Raw genomic sequence first — 14420 nt, 5'->3', positions numbered from 1 at the left:
CCTTGGACGTCTTCGACCGCTATGCCCCCTTCATACAGGACTTCATCTACCAGCACGACTGGCAGAGACTGAGAGCCGTGCAGGTCGCTGCTGCGGAGGCGATCTTTGGCAGCGACCAGAACGTCCTCCTCACCGCCTCGACGGCCTCGGGCAAGACGGAGGCGGCCTTCTTCCCCATCCTCACCGAGCTCTGGGAGGACCCGCCCGCGTCGGTGGGAGCCATCTACATCGGACCCCTCAAGGCCCTGATAAACGACCAGTTCATCCGCCTCGAGGACCTCTGCGCCGAGGCGCGGATCCCCGTCTGGCACTGGCACGGTGACGTGTCGCAGTCCCACAAGGCCAAGATGCTCAAGCATCCCTCCGGCATCCTCCAGATCACGCCAGAGTCCCTCGAGGCCATGCTCCTGCACCGCCACGCCGCCATCGCGCGCATCTTCTGCGACCTGCGCTACGTGGTCATCGACGAGGTCCACTCGCTCCTGCGCGGCGACCGCGGCAACCAGACCCTCTGCTGCATCGAGCGCCTCTCGCGCATCGCGGGCGTGAACCCCCGTCGCATCGGGCTCTCGGCCACCATCGGCGAGCCCGAGGCCACGGGCGCCTACCTCAGCTCGGGCACCGGGCGCGGCTGCCTCATCCCGCGCATGGACGCCCCACGCGAGAGCTGGCGCCTCAGCATGGAGCACTTCTATGTGAGCGGCCCCCAGGCGCCCGACCGCGGCGCCGACGGCCTGGGACACGGCGGGGCGTCGGTTGCGGAGGGGCCCGAGCCCAGCTACGAGATGCCCCTCTCCCCTGCCCAAGGCGAGAGAGTCCCCGCCCCCTCGGACCGGGCAGAGGACGTGGGTGCGAGGACGCCGCAGGGCCGCGACGCCACGTCCGCCAACGACACGGCACCATCCGCCGCAGAGGCGGACGACCTGCCCCCCACCCCCGAGCAGCCCGACTGGGAGCCCTCCTCCGACGTCGCCCCCGTCTTCGCCGACCCCGGCCTCGCCTACGTCTTCGAGCACACCCGCAACCGCAAGTGCCTGGTCTTCGCCAACTCCCGCGAGGAGTGCGAGGAGGTCACCACCAGCCTGCGCCAGTACTGCGAGGCCAACGGGGAGGGAGACCGCTTCCTCATCCACCATGGCAACCTCTCGTCCAGCCTCAGGCTCTCGGCCGAGGACCTCATGCGCGACGACGACCTGAGCCTCACCACCGTCACTACCTCGACCCTCGAGCTGGGCATCGACATCGGCCGGCTGGAGCGCGCCTTTCAGATCGACGCGCCGTTCACGGTGAGCTCCTTCCTCCAGCGCATGGGCCGCACGGGACGGCGCGGACAGCCCAGCGAGATGTGGTTCGTCATGCGCGAGGACGAGCCCGAGGCGCGAGCCCTCCTGCTCGAGACCATCCCCTGGAAGCTCCTGCAGGGCATCGCCCTGGTGCAGCTCTACCTCGAGGAGCGCTGGGTCGAGCCACCCAAGCTGAACGGCCTGCCCTACAGCCTCCTCTACCACCAGACCATGGCCACGCTCGCCTCCTCCGGCGAGCTGAGTCCCGCCGACCTCGCGCGGCGCGTGCTCACCCTCGCGCCCTTCTGGCGCGTGAGCCTCGACGACTACCGCGTCCTCCTCAGGCACCTCCTCGCGATCGACCACCTGCAGGAGACGGAGTCGGGTGGGCTCATCGTGGGGATCGCGGGCGAGCGCGTGACCAACAACTTCAAGTTCTACGCCACCTTCGCGGAGAACGAGGAGTTCACCGTCCGCAGCGAGTCCCAGGAGCTTGGGACCGTCGTGGCGCCGCCGCCCGTGGGCGAGCGCATCGCCATCGCCGGGGCCGTCTGGGTCATCGAGGAGATCGACTACAAGCGCCACCTCATCGAGTGCAGCCGCGTGAAGGGCAAGGTGCCCGCCTACTTCGGGATGTGCGCGGGAGACGTGCACACCCGCGTGCTCGAGCGCATGCGCCAGGCCCTGGGCGAGGAGGACGAGTACCCCTACCTCAGGCGCAACGCCCACGCGCGCCTGCTCCAGGCCCGTCATGTCGCGGCCAACGCCCACGTGGGCACGGAGCCGCTGGTCAACGTGGGAGGCACCGCCTGGTGCCTCTTCCCCTGGCTGGGGTCCTACGCCTTCCTGGCACTCGAGCGCTTCATCAAGCTGCGCTGCGCCGACGAGCTGGGGCTCAAGGGCCTCGACTCCTCGCGCCCCTACTTCATGCAGTTCACCATGAGGGCCGACGCGAGCTGGTTCTACCAGGTGCTCAAGCGCGAGGCCGCGCGGGGCGTGGACCCCATGGAGCTGGTGTATCCGGGGGAGGTGCCCCGCTTCGACAAGTACGACGAGTTCGTCCCCGACGAGCTGGTGCGCAAGGGCTTCGCCCTGGGCGTCCTGGACGTGCGGGGCATGCTCGAGCGGGTGCTCTCCTGGCCGGATGGCGCGCTCCTCTCGCCTGCGCCCCTCCCCTAGGCCCGAGGCCTCGTTCTCTATGCCGATTGCCGGGCCCCCACCCCCTTCTCTATGCATTCTCCTGAACTCACCCCTTCGCCAACAGGGATTTTGCGACCGCAGTTTCAGAGAATGGCATAGAGAACGTGGGGATGGCGGGCAGGCACGCTAGGGGCGGACGCACGCAGATGGTGGCGCGAGTCGGCAGACGGAACAACGGACGGAAGCGAAGACGCGCGGAGCATGGCAGCGAGAAGGGCTACACTCAGGCTTAGCTGCAGTGTCGCAGCGGTCGCCCCGTCCGGAAGCGCACGGGATGACGTCACCCCAGGACGGGAGGCACCCAGATGTCAGACTTCCTCACGCTCGCTCGCGAACGCTATTCCTGCCGCAAGTTCAGCGACGCCCCGGTGGAGCCCGATAAGGTCGACGCCCTGATCGCCGCTGCGGTCGCCGCCCCCACGGCCGTGGACAAGCAACCCTGGCACGCCTGGATCATCCAGAGCCCCGACGCCCTCGAGACCGTGCGAGAGAACACCCCCTACGGCTTCGGCGCCCCCCTCATCGTGGCCGTCGGTGCCAAGGAGGACGAGGCGTGGGTGCGCTCCTTCGACGGGCGCAACTTCGCCGACGTGGACGCGAGCATCGTGGCGACGCACATCATGCTCGCCGCGTACTCGCTCGACCTGGGCAGCACCTGGGTGGGCAAGTTCGACGCCGGGGCGCTGAAGCAGGCCTTCCCGCAGATGCAGGGCTACGACCTCATCGCGCTGTTCCCCCTGGGGTATCCCGCCGACGATGCCGAGCCCGCCCCGCGCCATACGATGCGCAAGCCTGCCGACGAGCTCGTGAGCCGCATCTAGCGAGCGGCAGGAGACCAGACGACCGACCACCCCCGGCAAGGGCATGGCCGGCGGAGAGGGGCCACATGTCATGAGGTCGTTACTCATCAAGGACACCACGCGCGTGGAGCGCATCCAGATCGTCCACCAGGGGCTGGACTTCTGCGGAGACTCGAGCTGCGAGAGCTGCAGCGGATGCAGCATGGGCGTGGGCTCCATAGACGCCATGTACCAGCCCTACATCGACGGCGAGATGGAACTCAGCGAGGTCAACATGCGCCACGCGGCCACCCGCTACACCCTCGGCTGAGAGCGCAAGGCGAGAGGCAACACGGCCTCAGGGCTTGGCCCAAGCTTGGTCCAAGGGCACCGCACGCGGAGAACGGACGCACCAGAGGGGGCCTTGGCGTAGCATCTTCCACCAGGAAGCGAAGATGGGAGACGCATGGGCATGGGCGAGAGGCGCCAACACGAGGAGCGGGACGGCTGGAACGAGCCTTCGGGACGTAGTGCGCGGGACGACGAGACGGCGGACAGGCGAGGTGCGGACGCCTACCACAGAGGTTCAGTGCTCCTCAGGGGCCAGATGATTCCCGAACGCACCACCACGAGCAGCCTGCTCGCACCAGACGACCCCGCCGACTGGATTCGCATGGACCCATGGCGCGTCATGCGCATAGAGGCGGAGTTCGTCGACGGATTCGACGCCCTCGCCAGGCTGGGACCGGCCGTAAGCGTCTTCGGGTCTGCCCGCACGCCGCGAAGGAGCCCCGGCTACGACGCCGCGCTCGCCATGGGACGCCTCCTCGCCGAGCGGGGCGTGGCCGTCATAACGGGCGGCGGGCCGGGCGTGATGGAGGCGGCGAACCGCGGGGCGTCAGAGGCGGGCGGGACATCCGTGGGGCTGGGCATAGAGCTTCCCCAGGAGCAGGGAATCAACCAGTGGGTCAACCTGGGCATGAGCTTCAGGTACTTCTTCGTGCGGAAGACCATGTTCGTGAAGTACTCGCAGGGCGCGATCATCTGCCCGGGCGGGTTCGGGACCCTCGACGAGGCCTTCGAGCTGCTCACCCTGGTGCAGACCCACAAGGTCGAGCGCACCCCCGTCGTCATGTTCGACCGCGAGTACTGGCAGGGGCTCTTCGAGTGGCTCAGGGGCACCGTCTCTGACTCCGGGAACATCTCGCCCCTCGACCCGTCCCTGGTCAGGCTCACCGACGACCCGGCGGAGGCGGTCGACATCGCCACGAGCGCGCTGCCCGGAAAGGGACGTGACGCGTCATGCGAGGACATCGGCGCCTCGAGTTAGACCACACACCCCCCACGTCGAGAGAACCTCACCCCTCAGCGCCAAGGGCGAAGCAAGCTGGAACATGCCGGGACATGCGTTCTCTATGCCATTCTCTGAAGCCGTCTCCTTGCCAACAGGGCTTTTGTGGGTAGGGTTTCCGAGAAGTGCATAGAGAACCAAGCGGCTTCAGGAAGATGCATAGAGAACGGCGTCCAGTCGCACGCGCGGCGGCCCCCGCCCTGCCTTGCCCTCCCCTGCCCTGCCCTATACTCTTTATGGACGGTTGCGCCCATCGCACGGCAGTAGCCTGCGCCAGGGCACAGCCATTCCAGGAAGAAGCCTGCCGTCCAGTAGACGAGGAGCACCCATGAGCGTCGAAAAGTCACCCCAGGACACCTGCGTCCTCGTCACCGGAGGCGCCGGCTTCATCGGCAGCCACACCGTGGTCGAGCTGCTCCAGGGCGGCTACCAGGTGGTCATCGTGGACGACCTCAGCAACGCCTCCGAGAAGGTGCTCAACCGCATCGACCAGATTGTGGGCGAGGAGGCGTCGGCGAGGCTCTCGTTCTATCGCGCCGACGTGAACGACCGCGACGCCCTCGAGGCGATCTTCGACGACAACGACGTCGACCGGGTGATCCACTTCGCGGGCTTCAAGGCCGTGGGCGAGTCCGTCTCCAAGCCCATCGAGTACTACAGCAACAACCTGGGCAACACCCTGACCCTGGTGGACGTCATGCGCGAGCATGGCTGCAAGTCCATCATCTTCAGCAGCTCCGCCACCGTCTACGGCGACCCCGACAGCCTTCCCATCACCGAGGCGAGCCCCAAGAAGGCCTGCACCAACCCCTATGGCTGGACCAAGTGGATGATCGAGCAGATCCTCTGCGACCTCCACACCGCCGACCCCGAGTGGAACGTCGTCCTGCTGCGCTACTTCAACCCCATCGGCGCGCACCCCTCCGGACTCATGGGAGAGGACCCCAAGGGCATCCCCAACAACCTCCTGCCCTACGTGGCGCAGGTGGCCGTGGGCAAGCGCGAGTTCGTCCACGTCTACGGCAACGACTACGACACGCCAGACGGGACCGGCGTGCGCGACTACATCCACGTGATGGACCTCGCCTCCGGCCACGCCGCCGCCCTGGCCTGGATGGACGGCCGCACGGGCGTCGAGGTCTTCAACCTGGGCACCGGTCGGGGAACCTCCGTGCTCCAGATCATCAGGGCCTTCTCTGCCGCCTGCGGGCGCGAGCTGCCCTACCAGATCGACCCGCGCCGCCCCGGCGACGTCACGGCCAACTACGCCGACTGCGCGAAGGCCAGGGAGCTCATGGGCTGGGAGGCCAAGTACGACACCGACGACATGTGCCGCGACTCGTGGAACTGGCAGTCCCACAACCCCGACGGCTACGAGGGCTAGGCGGCCCCATGCCTGACGGTCAGCTCTTCAGGGACTACCTGGCGCGGGTGCTTCCCCTCGTCGAGGGCTATCTTGCGAAGGTGGAGCCCCACGACCACGATGCGGCGTCGCATGGCCCCGAGCTGGAGCGCTACCTCTACGCTCCCTACGCGCACTTCACGCGGGCGGGCGGCAAGCGTACGCGCCCCGCGCTCTGCCTCCTGGGAGCAGAGGCCGTGGGCGGTAGAGCCGAGGCGGCACTGCCCGTCGCAGCCGCCATCGAGCACTTCCAGAGCGCGGCCCTCATCCACGACGACATCGCGGACGAGGGAGAGACGCGCCGCGGCGAGCCCTGCACCTACCTCAGCGAGGGGACGGGCCCCGCCATCAACATGGGCGACCTGGGCATCGTGACCACCTTCCGCCTCGTCCTGGACGACGGGTCCCTTGGCGCGGACACGAGGCTGCGCCTCCTAGAGGAGCTCTCGCTCATGGAGCTCAGGACCCTCGAGGGCCAGGCCCTCGACCTGGGATGGGTCCGCGACGGCCGCTGGGACGTGAGCTCCACGGACTACCTGCGCATGGCGACGCTCAAGACCGCGCACTACTCCGCCGCCGTCCCCCTGGCCGCGGGCGCCGTCTGCGCCGGAGGCAGCGAGCGGCAGGTGGAGGCCCTGCGCGCCTTCGGCCTGGACGCGGGACTCGCCTTCCAGATCCAGGACGACCTCCTCAACCTGGTGGGAGACTCCGTGGCACAGGGCAAGGACTTCAGGAGCGACGTCACGGAGGGCAAGCGCACCCTCGTGGCGACCTGGGCCCTGGAGCGACTGGAGGGAAGCAGGCGAGAGGAGCTCCAGGGCCTTCTCGACGCCCACGTCACGGACGAGGGGGCACTTGCCCGCGCGGTGCTCCTCATGGACGAGGCCGGCGCCGTCGAGCACGCCCGCTCGGTCGCACGCGAGCTCGTCGCGAGGGCAAAGGGAAGGCTCGAGGGCGTGGGACTCGAGGACGGGCCGCACGAGACGCTCCGCTCTATGGCAGACTTCTTCGTGGAGCGCAGGGGATGACACCACCAGGCCCCGGGGCACCCGTCCCGAGGCCTTCGCAACGGGAGACACGCATGGAAGCAATTCGTGAGGGCGCAAGCGGCGCCGCGGTGGAGGACATCCAGGAGCGCCTGGGAAGACTGGGCTACGAGGTGGAAGCCGCCGAGCTCGACGGCCATGCCTTCGGACCGACCACCGCGACCGCCGTGGCCAAGTTCCGGCTCGACCACCAGCTGCCCCTGGGCGGCGAGGTGGATTCCGCGACCTGGGCGGCCCTCGTCGACGCAGGCTACTCCATGGGCGACCGCACCCTCTACCTCCGCCTCCCCAACTTCCACGGCAGCGACGTGCTGGCCCTGCAGCACTGCCTCAACATCCTGGGCTTCTCGTGCGGCGAACCCGACGGCTGCTTCGGCGTCTACACCGAGAGCGCGGTGAAGCAGTTCCAGGAAAGCCAGGGCATGCTGGCGGACGGCATGGCCTTCCAGGACACCTTCGACGCCATCGAGCGCCTGCACCACGTGTGGGGCGGCAAGCCCGCCTCGGGTCCGCACCCCATGGGCGGCATGGGCTTCGCGCGGGCGGCGGGAGTGCTCGAGAGCACGCAGCTCTCCATCACCGCCGAAGACCCCATCAGCCGCAATGTGGCGGGTCGCATCTGGAACCTGGCAAGTGCCACGAGCGAGAAGAGCGGCCTCGACCTCATCGAGAGCCCCCTTGCCGCGCGCGAGGGGGACCGTGCGGTGCTGGTGCTGGCCTCCACCCCCCTGCCCGAGGGCAGCAAGATGGCCAACCTCTCGACCGACGACGTAGACTCCCTGCCCCAGCGCCTGCGCACCACCTGCGAGAGCGCCCGCGAGGAGGTCCCCGTGGTGCGCCTGGAGCTCCCCCTGGGCCTCGACTACGACGGCACCTTCACCACGGGAGACGCGCAGACCTTCGCGGTCATGCTCCTCGATGCCATCTGCGCCGCCTTCGACCTGTAGGCCGCGGGGCCCAGAGAGCTGGCGGAACACGCGGGGCCGACCTGGCTGGCAGCTGGCGCTAGTCCCAGACGGGGCAGGTCAGCACGAAGGCCTTGGTCAGGCTGCCGTAGGGCTGCTCCAGGCGGATGGCGAAGCCATGCAGCTCCGCGATGCGCCTGACTATGTAGAGCCCCAAGCCGCTCCCCTCGCCGCGCCGCGCCTCGTCCCCGCGCGAGAAGGGCTCGAAGAGGCGGTCGACGTCGCCCGCTATGGGCATCCCGTCGTCCGCCACGACGACCTCGGCGACCCCGGCGCGCCGCACGAGCCGCACGTGGACGGCCGTCCCCCTGGGGCAGTGCCTCACCGCGTTGGCGATCAGGTTGGAGACGACCCTTCCCAGCTGCACGTCGTCCGCCAGCACCTCCAACGGCTGCTCGCTCACGTCCACCTCGAGGCTCATCCCCGCCGCCTCCGCGTCCGAGTAGGCGGCCGCCGCCTCCCTCAGCACGAGCTGGGGGAGGTCGCAAGGCCTGAGGTCCAACCTGAAGCCGTCACTCTCGAGCCGCGTGAAGTCGAAGAGCACGTCAGTGAGCCTCCCCAGCCGCTCCGCCTTCGAGCGGATGGAGGCCAGGTAGCGCCTCTGGTCGGTCGCATCCCTCACCAGCCCGTCGCCCAGGGCCTGTGCAAGCGAGAGGACGCTCATCACCGGGGTCCTGAGGTCATGCGCCATGTCGGTCACCAGGAGGTTGCGTCGCGCATAGAGCCTCTCGCGCTCCTGGTCGCGCTCCTCCTGGACCTGCGCCACCCTACGCTCCACCATCCGCGCGAAGAGCATGGCGCCCACCGCGAGCGGCAGTACGAACAGCACCATTCCCAGGGCGAGCATCGCAAGGCCGAGCAGCGCCCCCAGGACGTCACCAAGGCCGCCGACCACGATTCGCTCCAGCGCCAGGGGCACCAGCGTCCCGAAGGCGAGGGGCTGCAGCAATGCCTCTGCGGCAGCCATGGGCACGGCGACCATGAGGAAGCGACGAACCAGGAAGCCGCCCAACCCAGACGACCCCGCCGACTCGATGCGCTCGCCGTTCTCGCCTTCGCCCATGTCCCCTACCCCTCGAGCCGGTAACCCAGGCCACGCACGGTGCTGATGTAGGCGCCAGGGTCGTCCGAGAGCTTGCCGCGCAGCTTGCTGATGCAGACCATCACGTTGTTGTCTGCCGCGAGGTAGCTCTCCTCCCAACCTGCCTCATAGATCTGTTGCTTGGTGAAGACCCTGCCCGGATGCGACATCATGAGCTCCATGATCCGGTACTCCACGGGGGTGAGCTCGACCGCCTTTCCCGCCCGTGTGAGGCGGCAGGCGTCGACGTCCAGCTCCAGGTCACGCACGACCAGCCTGGGCGAGACGGGCAGGGGCGTCGCAGCCCCCACCATCCCCCCGCTTGAGGGCAGCGGGCGGGCGTCCATGTTGTAGACGCGGCGCATGAGCGAGTTGACCCGCGCCACGGCCTCAAGCGGGTTGAAGGGCTTCACCAGGTAATCGTCGGCCCCGAGGTCGAGACCCAGGACCTTCTCGGCATCCTGGCCCTTGGCGGAGATGAGCACCACCGGCGTGGGTCGCTCCGCGCGCAGCCGCCTCAGCACCTCGTAGCCGTCAGCCTCGGGCATCATGATGTCCAGGAGGCAGATGTCGATGGGCCCCTCGCGCAGCTGCCGTAGGGCCTCGCCGCCGTCCGCCGCTTCGACGACGTGGTAGCCAGCGTTCTGCAGGTAGAGGCGCAGCACCTCGCGTATCTCGTCCTCGTCGTCGGCGACGAGGACCGTGTGGAGTCCGTCCCCGGCCATCCCTGCTCCCTTCGCGCGCGCCGCCCGGACCTCGAGTCCGGGCGGCCTTGGACATTCGATGGTAGCGCTGGCAGGCTAGCCCTGCAGCCCCTCAGGCGCGACGGGTGAAGACTGGTCGGGTGCGACAGGCGCGGCCTCGTCGGACGCCACCGGCAGCACGCGGGAGTCGCTCCCGTAGCGCAGCGCCTCGTAGAGGGCGGCGTAGGTCATCTGCCTGTAGGGCGCCACATAGAAGACGTCCAGAATGCCCAGGGTCGCGAGCGAGAGCAGGTCCCAGCCCAAGAACGAGAGGTCGAGCACGAAGGCCTTCCACTTGTTGCCGTCCATGAGGGCCTTGCTCTGGGCGAAGGCCTCCTCGCGGGTCAGCTTGGGGTCGTCGGCGAGCAGGTACGGGATCATGCGGTACTCGTAGCTCTTGACGATGCCGGGGACCACGAGCAGGAGGCTCCACAGGAAGACGTAGAGCTCGCGGAAGAAGAGGGTCTTCACGTTCTCCGCGTAGTTGCGGTCGAAGCCCCGCCCGCACTCGCCCACCTCGGCGCGCTGGTTGAGGTTCCTCAGGAAGAAGCGGGACGTGCCCACCAGCAGGGGCTGAAGGACCAGGATGTCCAGGGCGATTATGGCCACGACCACCAGCAGCATGAAGAGGCAGAACAGGATCACCAGGGGCAGGAACACCGCCGCCATCTGCGCGGAGCCGAGCTCCTCGCCCGCGTCCTGGCGCTCTGCCACCGGGGTGGAGGAGACGATACCGGAGTCCCTTCCGGCGGACGCCGACGCGTCGTTCCTGCCCGCGGCGGAATCCGTGCCTTCCTCGTGTCCGTGCTCGGCCTCGGTGCTCTCCTCCAGCTCATAGTGCTGCTCCGAGGTCGAGGCGGCGGGCCCGAGCCCCATGAGGGCGGCCATGCCGCTCGCCGCCGAGCTGAACGCGCTGGCTCCCCCGGCGCCGCCGCCGATCACGAAGGTTGCGACGATCGCCACCAGGACGGTCTTCCAATAGTTGGCCTTGAGGCTGGCCTTGCCCTTCTCCTTGAGCTCGCTACGCTCCCACATGTCGTCTCCTTGGACGTGGTCCCTCGATTGCAAGTCCCATGATGGGCTGCGACCCTGAGGGAAACGTGAGTCAAACCATAACGTTGCCTTAAGACACGAGCCCCAAGCGACTACGTAAACGCTTGGGGCTCGCTGATGACACTTCAAGGCAGCCGCCACTACGATCGACAAAGTACCCTTCTGCCCAGTTCCAGACAACCAAGGATTCCCTGGTTGCCACCGCAGCCTGCCTCTATGATGTAGGACTCCATGCTTCCCAGGTCATTCGTCGAGATGTAACCGTTTAAGTTCTTGAGCGCTTTTGCACGGACCAGAGGGAAGAGCTGGGACTGCTTCATTACCCCACCACCCAGCACGATACGCTGGGGAGAGTAGCAAAGCACATAGTTGGCAATTGCTTGAGCAAGATAGTCACTCTCGAGCTCCCATACTTCAACCCTATCTGCAAGTGCGTTGGCGGGCTCCCCCCACCGCGCTTCGATGGCAGGACCAGATGCCAGCCCCTCCAGGCAACTCAAATGGTAGGGGCAGACACTTTGTAACTCATCTTCGGGCTGGCGCGCCACTAACATGTGACCAGCCTCGGGATGCAACAAACCATGCAGGAGCTTTCCGTCGACGAGCACTCCCGCGCCGATTCCCGTGCCAACTGTTATGTAGACCACATGGGTTAGTCCTTGGGCTGCTCCAAACCTAGCCTCACCCAAGCAGGCAACGTTCACGTCAGTATCATAGCCAATGGGGACGTCTAGGCCTTTCTTGAGCTCTCCGTAGAAGTCGTAGCCCTTCCAACCAGGCTTGGGGGTATCCAGCACGTAACCAAAGTCTGCCGCTTCAGGATTTACACGTGTTGGGCCAAAAGCGCCGACTCCCAGTGCATCCACTTTGCGCGCATGGAACCAACCGATCATATGCGGCACGCACTCCTCGGGAAGGGTCGTTGGAATCTCCGCCCTTTCCATGATTTCCCCGTCGGCAGTTCCCACGGCAAGAACCATTTTCGTGCCGCCCGCTTCAAGTGCCCCAATGCGAGGCGCGGAGGCAGACTCTATTCCGCTCTGGATGAGCGCCATATTTAGCCTTCCAATCCCTCATTGATGAGCATGGCAATTGCAGCGGGATCCGCAGACCGCCTCACGGCCTCTCGGAACTCCTCCTTCATCAGTAGAACGGCAGTCTGGGAAAGAAGCTTGAGGTGTGTCGTTCCGGCCTCAATCTCGGGCACGTATAGAGCGATGCAAATATCAACAGGCTGATCATCAAAGGAGGGCCAGTCCATCGGTTCCTTGGTGCGAGCAACAACGACGCCGGCACTTGTGATGACCTTGTCCTTGGCATGGGGAATTGCAAAGCCGTTTGTAAGCCCGGTTGTACCCTCCTCCTCGCGGAACTTGAAGGCTGACAGAGTTTCCTTCACGGAATCCGCCAGACCCAGCTCAACAGCCTTGCGCGAGAGGAACTCAAGCATTTCCTCCCTGCTTTTTATATCCAAATCAAGGAAGACGTTTGCCGCGCTCATGAACTTACTCATGGTCACATCACTCGCTTTCTCTATATAAAAATGGAGCCCCGACGCGCAGGCGAGGAGGCCCCATCAAGCATATGGGAAGCTAGTTCAGCTTCTGCCTCCACTGAGCAATACCCGCCTCACGGTAGAGCGCAGCCTTACCCACGCTGTCAAAAAGCTCCATCTTGTGCTTGAGCACCTGCTTGCCCGCCTCAATGCACTCGGGGAAGAGGTTGTTGGGATCCCAACCTGAATTAGGCTGAGAAAGAATCTCACGCGCCTTGGCAAAGAACGCATGCTTGTAGTCAGAGGAGATGTTGACCTTCTGGATGCCTACGCGCACCGCCTCGGCAATCTCGGCGTCAGGGTTGCTGGAACCGCCATGCAGCACCAGAGGGATGTCAACTACCTCCTTGATCTGCTCGAGGACGTCGATGCGAATCTTTGGAGTAACCCCCTCGGGATAGATGCCATGGCAGGTGCCAATGGCAACAGCCAGTGTGTCGACGCCCGTCTCCGCGATAAAACGCTTCGCATCAGCGGGATCCGTGTATTGCACCTCGGTGACACCGCCCTCGATGGTCACGCCAGTGTTTCCGATGGTGCCCAGCTCACCCTCCACTGACACATCAACCATATGGCAGTAGCGAACTACCTCTGCGGTCTTCGTGATGTTCTCCTCGAGGGGAAGCAGAGAAGCATCAATCATCACGGAGCTGAAGCCCACATGAACAGCACGCATGATGCTCTCAATCGAGTCGCCGTGATCCATATGAATCACGAATGGCACAGGGCTGTTGGAGACGCGGGCGACCATGTACTTCACGAAGTCATCCTTGCAATAGGCAAGCTCCGTAGGATGCACCGCAATGATCGCCGGCGAATCATTCTCCTCGGCTGCCTCCACAACGGTACGGAAGAGGTTGGATTCGGAGACGTTATAGGCCCCCACCGCAAAGTGATTCTGCTTGGCAACCTCAAGCATTTGGCTCATATTCAACAGCATGTGCGTCTTCTTTCTCTTAATTATGTCTAACGTGCCGTCTTTGCGTTCCACAAGCAGGAGCGTCTATACGTGACTTGCAACGGCCTAGGCCTTGTTGGCAGATCCCGCAAGCTCGATATATCGCTTGAGAACCTCCCCGCCCGCCTCTGCAGCTCGCGTAGCAAGGCTCGGATAGTCCAATTCGGGGTCTGCAGCAAGGGCTTGGCGTACGAACTCACGCTGGGCATTCATGTAGTCGGTACCGACGTTGATTTTGTTGATGCCCACCTCAAGCGAGCGCTTTATGTTCTCAGCACCAGCGCCAGAGCCGCCGTGCAGTACCAGCGGGCAACCCGTGGCCTCCTTAATCCTCTCCACTATGTCAAAGTGGAAGGTTGGCACATAACCCTCTGGATAGTTACCGTGCGTCGAACCATACGAGACGGCAAGCGCATCGACACCCGTCTCTTTGATAAAGCTGATGGCAGCTTCTGGTTCGGTATACATGTCCGCGTCGGTAAATCCAGAGCCCTCGCCCACTAGACCCATGTTGCCAACTTCTGCTTCGACGCTTGCCCCATAGGGCTCCGCGAAGCTCACCACATCACGCGTCACGCGGACGTTATCCTCAAAGGGAAGTGCCGAAGCGTCAACCATGACACTGGAAAACCCCTCGTGCACGCAACGCTTGAGATGCCGCACATCGCTTCCGTGATCAAGATTGAGGGCAACGGGAACAGGTGAATCCTGTGCCATACGGATGATGGGATTCGTGATGAGGTTGCAATCGACAATGCTCTTCAGATGATCTTGCAGCAGGTCAATGATGATGGGAGACCTCATTGCCTCTGCAGCCTGGATGATGCCATGAGCGCTCTCGATGTTGAAGGCGTTAATTGCCATCACCGCATATGAGCCTTCATTTGCCTTTCGGAGCATTTCGCGCATGGAAACATACATGAATTTGATGTCCTCTCTATGCTCAATATGCGGACGGTCGGTCTAGTGAGGGCGTGAGGCCACTTACCTCACGCCCCATTGCC

Annotated in this window: 14 protein-coding genes; 7 read left to right on the top strand and 7 right to left on the bottom strand. The window is 65.3% G+C overall.

All coding sequences use genetic code 11. From position 1 onward, the window contains the following. Nucleotides 1-2: 2 nt before the first annotated feature. From HMPREF1868_RS09145 to HMPREF1868_RS09115, 7 genes are all read left to right on the top strand, one after another. On the top strand, nucleotides 3-2462 hold the full coding sequence (locus tag HMPREF1868_RS09145) for a DEAD/DEAH box helicase (RefSeq protein ID WP_062531756.1): 2460 nt from the start codon (nucleotides 3-5) through the stop codon (nucleotides 2460-2462). Nucleotides 2463-2788: 326 nt separating this feature from the next. Next, complete coding sequence (locus tag HMPREF1868_RS09140) at nucleotides 2789-3304, top strand: nitroreductase family protein (RefSeq protein ID WP_009278602.1); 516 nt, start codon at nucleotides 2789-2791, stop codon at nucleotides 3302-3304. Between the two features lie 70 nt (nucleotides 3305-3374). Further along, nucleotides 3375-3593, top strand: coding sequence for a hypothetical protein (locus HMPREF1868_RS09135; protein ID WP_009278601.1), 219 nt, complete (start codon nucleotides 3375-3377; stop codon nucleotides 3591-3593). 141 nt (nucleotides 3594-3734) lie between these two features. Next, nucleotides 3735-4592, top strand: a complete 858-nt coding sequence (locus HMPREF1868_RS09130; RefSeq protein ID WP_062531827.1) for a TIGR00730 family Rossman fold protein — start codon at nucleotides 3735-3737, stop codon at nucleotides 4590-4592. A gap of 349 nt (nucleotides 4593-4941) precedes the next feature. Then, nucleotides 4942-5997, top strand: a complete 1056-nt coding sequence (gene galE, locus HMPREF1868_RS09125; RefSeq protein WP_062531755.1) for a UDP-glucose 4-epimerase GalE — start codon at nucleotides 4942-4944, stop codon at nucleotides 5995-5997. A gap of 8 nt (nucleotides 5998-6005) precedes the next feature. Then, nucleotides 6006-7043 (top strand): polyprenyl synthetase family protein, encoded by a 1038-nt coding sequence (locus HMPREF1868_RS09120; RefSeq protein ID WP_062531754.1) that lies wholly within the window; start codon nucleotides 6006-6008, stop codon nucleotides 7041-7043. 53 nt (nucleotides 7044-7096) lie between these two features. After that, nucleotides 7097-8008 (top strand): peptidoglycan-binding domain-containing protein, encoded by a 912-nt coding sequence (locus HMPREF1868_RS09115; RefSeq protein ID WP_062531753.1) that lies wholly within the window; start codon nucleotides 7097-7099, stop codon nucleotides 8006-8008. Nucleotides 8009-8066: 58 nt separating this feature from the next. Here HMPREF1868_RS09115 and HMPREF1868_RS09110 read toward each other — a convergent pair whose 3' ends face one another. The 7 genes from HMPREF1868_RS09110 to HMPREF1868_RS09080 all read right to left on the bottom strand — a co-directional run bounded on the left by HMPREF1868_RS09110 (nucleotide 8067) and on the right by HMPREF1868_RS09080 (nucleotide 14337). Continuing rightward, nucleotides 8067-9089 carry a sensor histidine kinase gene (locus tag HMPREF1868_RS09110; RefSeq protein ID WP_009278596.1) on the bottom strand — a complete coding sequence of 341 codons (1023 nt, stop codon included), beginning with the start codon at nucleotides 9087-9089 and terminating at the stop codon, nucleotides 8067-8069. 5 nt (nucleotides 9090-9094) lie between these two features. Beyond that, nucleotides 9095-9832, bottom strand: coding sequence for a response regulator transcription factor (locus HMPREF1868_RS09105; protein WP_062531752.1), 738 nt, complete (start codon nucleotides 9830-9832; stop codon nucleotides 9095-9097). Between the two features lie 75 nt (nucleotides 9833-9907). After that, complete coding sequence (locus HMPREF1868_RS09920) at nucleotides 9908-10885, bottom strand: DUF975 family protein (protein WP_062531751.1); 978 nt, start codon at nucleotides 10883-10885, stop codon at nucleotides 9908-9910. A gap of 158 nt (nucleotides 10886-11043) precedes the next feature. After that, on the bottom strand, nucleotides 11044-11958 hold the full coding sequence (locus tag HMPREF1868_RS09095) for an ROK family protein (RefSeq protein ID WP_062531750.1): 915 nt from the start codon (nucleotides 11956-11958) through the stop codon (nucleotides 11044-11046). Nucleotides 11959-11960: 2 nt separating this feature from the next. Then, complete coding sequence (locus HMPREF1868_RS09090) at nucleotides 11961-12416, bottom strand: PTS sugar transporter subunit IIA (RefSeq protein WP_062531826.1); 456 nt, start codon at nucleotides 12414-12416, stop codon at nucleotides 11961-11963. A 79-nt stretch (nucleotides 12417-12495) separates the two neighbouring features. Further along, a complete protein-coding gene (locus HMPREF1868_RS09085) occupies nucleotides 12496-13398 on the bottom strand; it encodes a ketose-bisphosphate aldolase (protein WP_062531749.1) in 903 nt (300 codons plus the stop codon). An 84-nt stretch (nucleotides 13399-13482) separates the two neighbouring features. Beyond that, a complete protein-coding gene (locus HMPREF1868_RS09080) occupies nucleotides 13483-14337 on the bottom strand; it encodes a class II fructose-bisphosphate aldolase (protein ID WP_062531748.1) in 855 nt (284 codons plus the stop codon). Nucleotides 14338-14420: the final 83 nt, after the last annotated feature.

The sequence above is a fragment of the Olsenella sp. DNF00959 genome (assembly GCF_001553055.1).
In the GTDB taxonomy this organism is placed as follows: domain Bacteria; phylum Actinomycetota; class Coriobacteriia; order Coriobacteriales; family Atopobiaceae; genus Olsenella_I; species Olsenella_I phocaeensis.
This window is presented reverse-complemented; position numbering and strand designations above follow the sequence as displayed.

What these genes read in the sequence shown, in the direction of transcription:
- HMPREF1868_RS09090 (WP_062531826.1), bottom strand. Translation starts at nt 12,416, where the DNA reads ATGAGTAAGTTCATGAGCGCGGCAAACGTCTTCCTTGATTTGGATATA.
- HMPREF1868_RS09135 (WP_009278601.1), top strand. Translation starts at nt 3,375, where the DNA reads ATGAGGTCGTTACTCATCAAGGACACCACGCGCGTGGAGCGCATCCAG.
- HMPREF1868_RS09115 (WP_062531753.1), top strand. Translation starts at nt 7,097, where the DNA reads ATGGAAGCAATTCGTGAGGGCGCAAGCGGCGCCGCGGTGGAGGACATC.
- HMPREF1868_RS09085 (WP_062531749.1), bottom strand. Translation starts at nt 13,398, where the DNA reads ATGCTGTTGAATATGAGCCAAATGCTTGAGGTTGCCAAGCAGAATCAC.
- HMPREF1868_RS09080 (WP_062531748.1), bottom strand. Translation starts at nt 14,337, where the DNA reads ATGTATGTTTCCATGCGCGAAATGCTCCGAAAGGCAAATGAAGGCTCA.
- HMPREF1868_RS09130 (WP_062531827.1), top strand. Translation starts at nt 3,735, where the DNA reads ATGGGCGAGAGGCGCCAACACGAGGAGCGGGACGGCTGGAACGAGCCT.
- HMPREF1868_RS09095 (WP_062531750.1), bottom strand. Translation starts at nt 11,958, where the DNA reads ATGGCGCTCATCCAGAGCGGAATAGAGTCTGCCTCCGCGCCTCGCATT.
- HMPREF1868_RS09920 (WP_062531751.1), bottom strand. Translation starts at nt 10,885, where the DNA reads ATGTGGGAGCGTAGCGAGCTCAAGGAGAAGGGCAAGGCCAGCCTCAAG.
- HMPREF1868_RS09120 (WP_062531754.1), top strand. Translation starts at nt 6,006, where the DNA reads ATGCCTGACGGTCAGCTCTTCAGGGACTACCTGGCGCGGGTGCTTCCC.
- HMPREF1868_RS09105 (WP_062531752.1), bottom strand. Translation starts at nt 9,832, where the DNA reads ATGGCCGGGGACGGACTCCACACGGTCCTCGTCGCCGACGACGAGGAC.
- HMPREF1868_RS09110 (WP_009278596.1), bottom strand. Translation starts at nt 9,089, where the DNA reads ATGGGCGAAGGCGAGAACGGCGAGCGCATCGAGTCGGCGGGGTCGTCT.
- galE (WP_062531755.1), top strand. Translation starts at nt 4,942, where the DNA reads ATGAGCGTCGAAAAGTCACCCCAGGACACCTGCGTCCTCGTCACCGGA.
- HMPREF1868_RS09140 (WP_009278602.1), top strand. Translation starts at nt 2,789, where the DNA reads ATGTCAGACTTCCTCACGCTCGCTCGCGAACGCTATTCCTGCCGCAAG.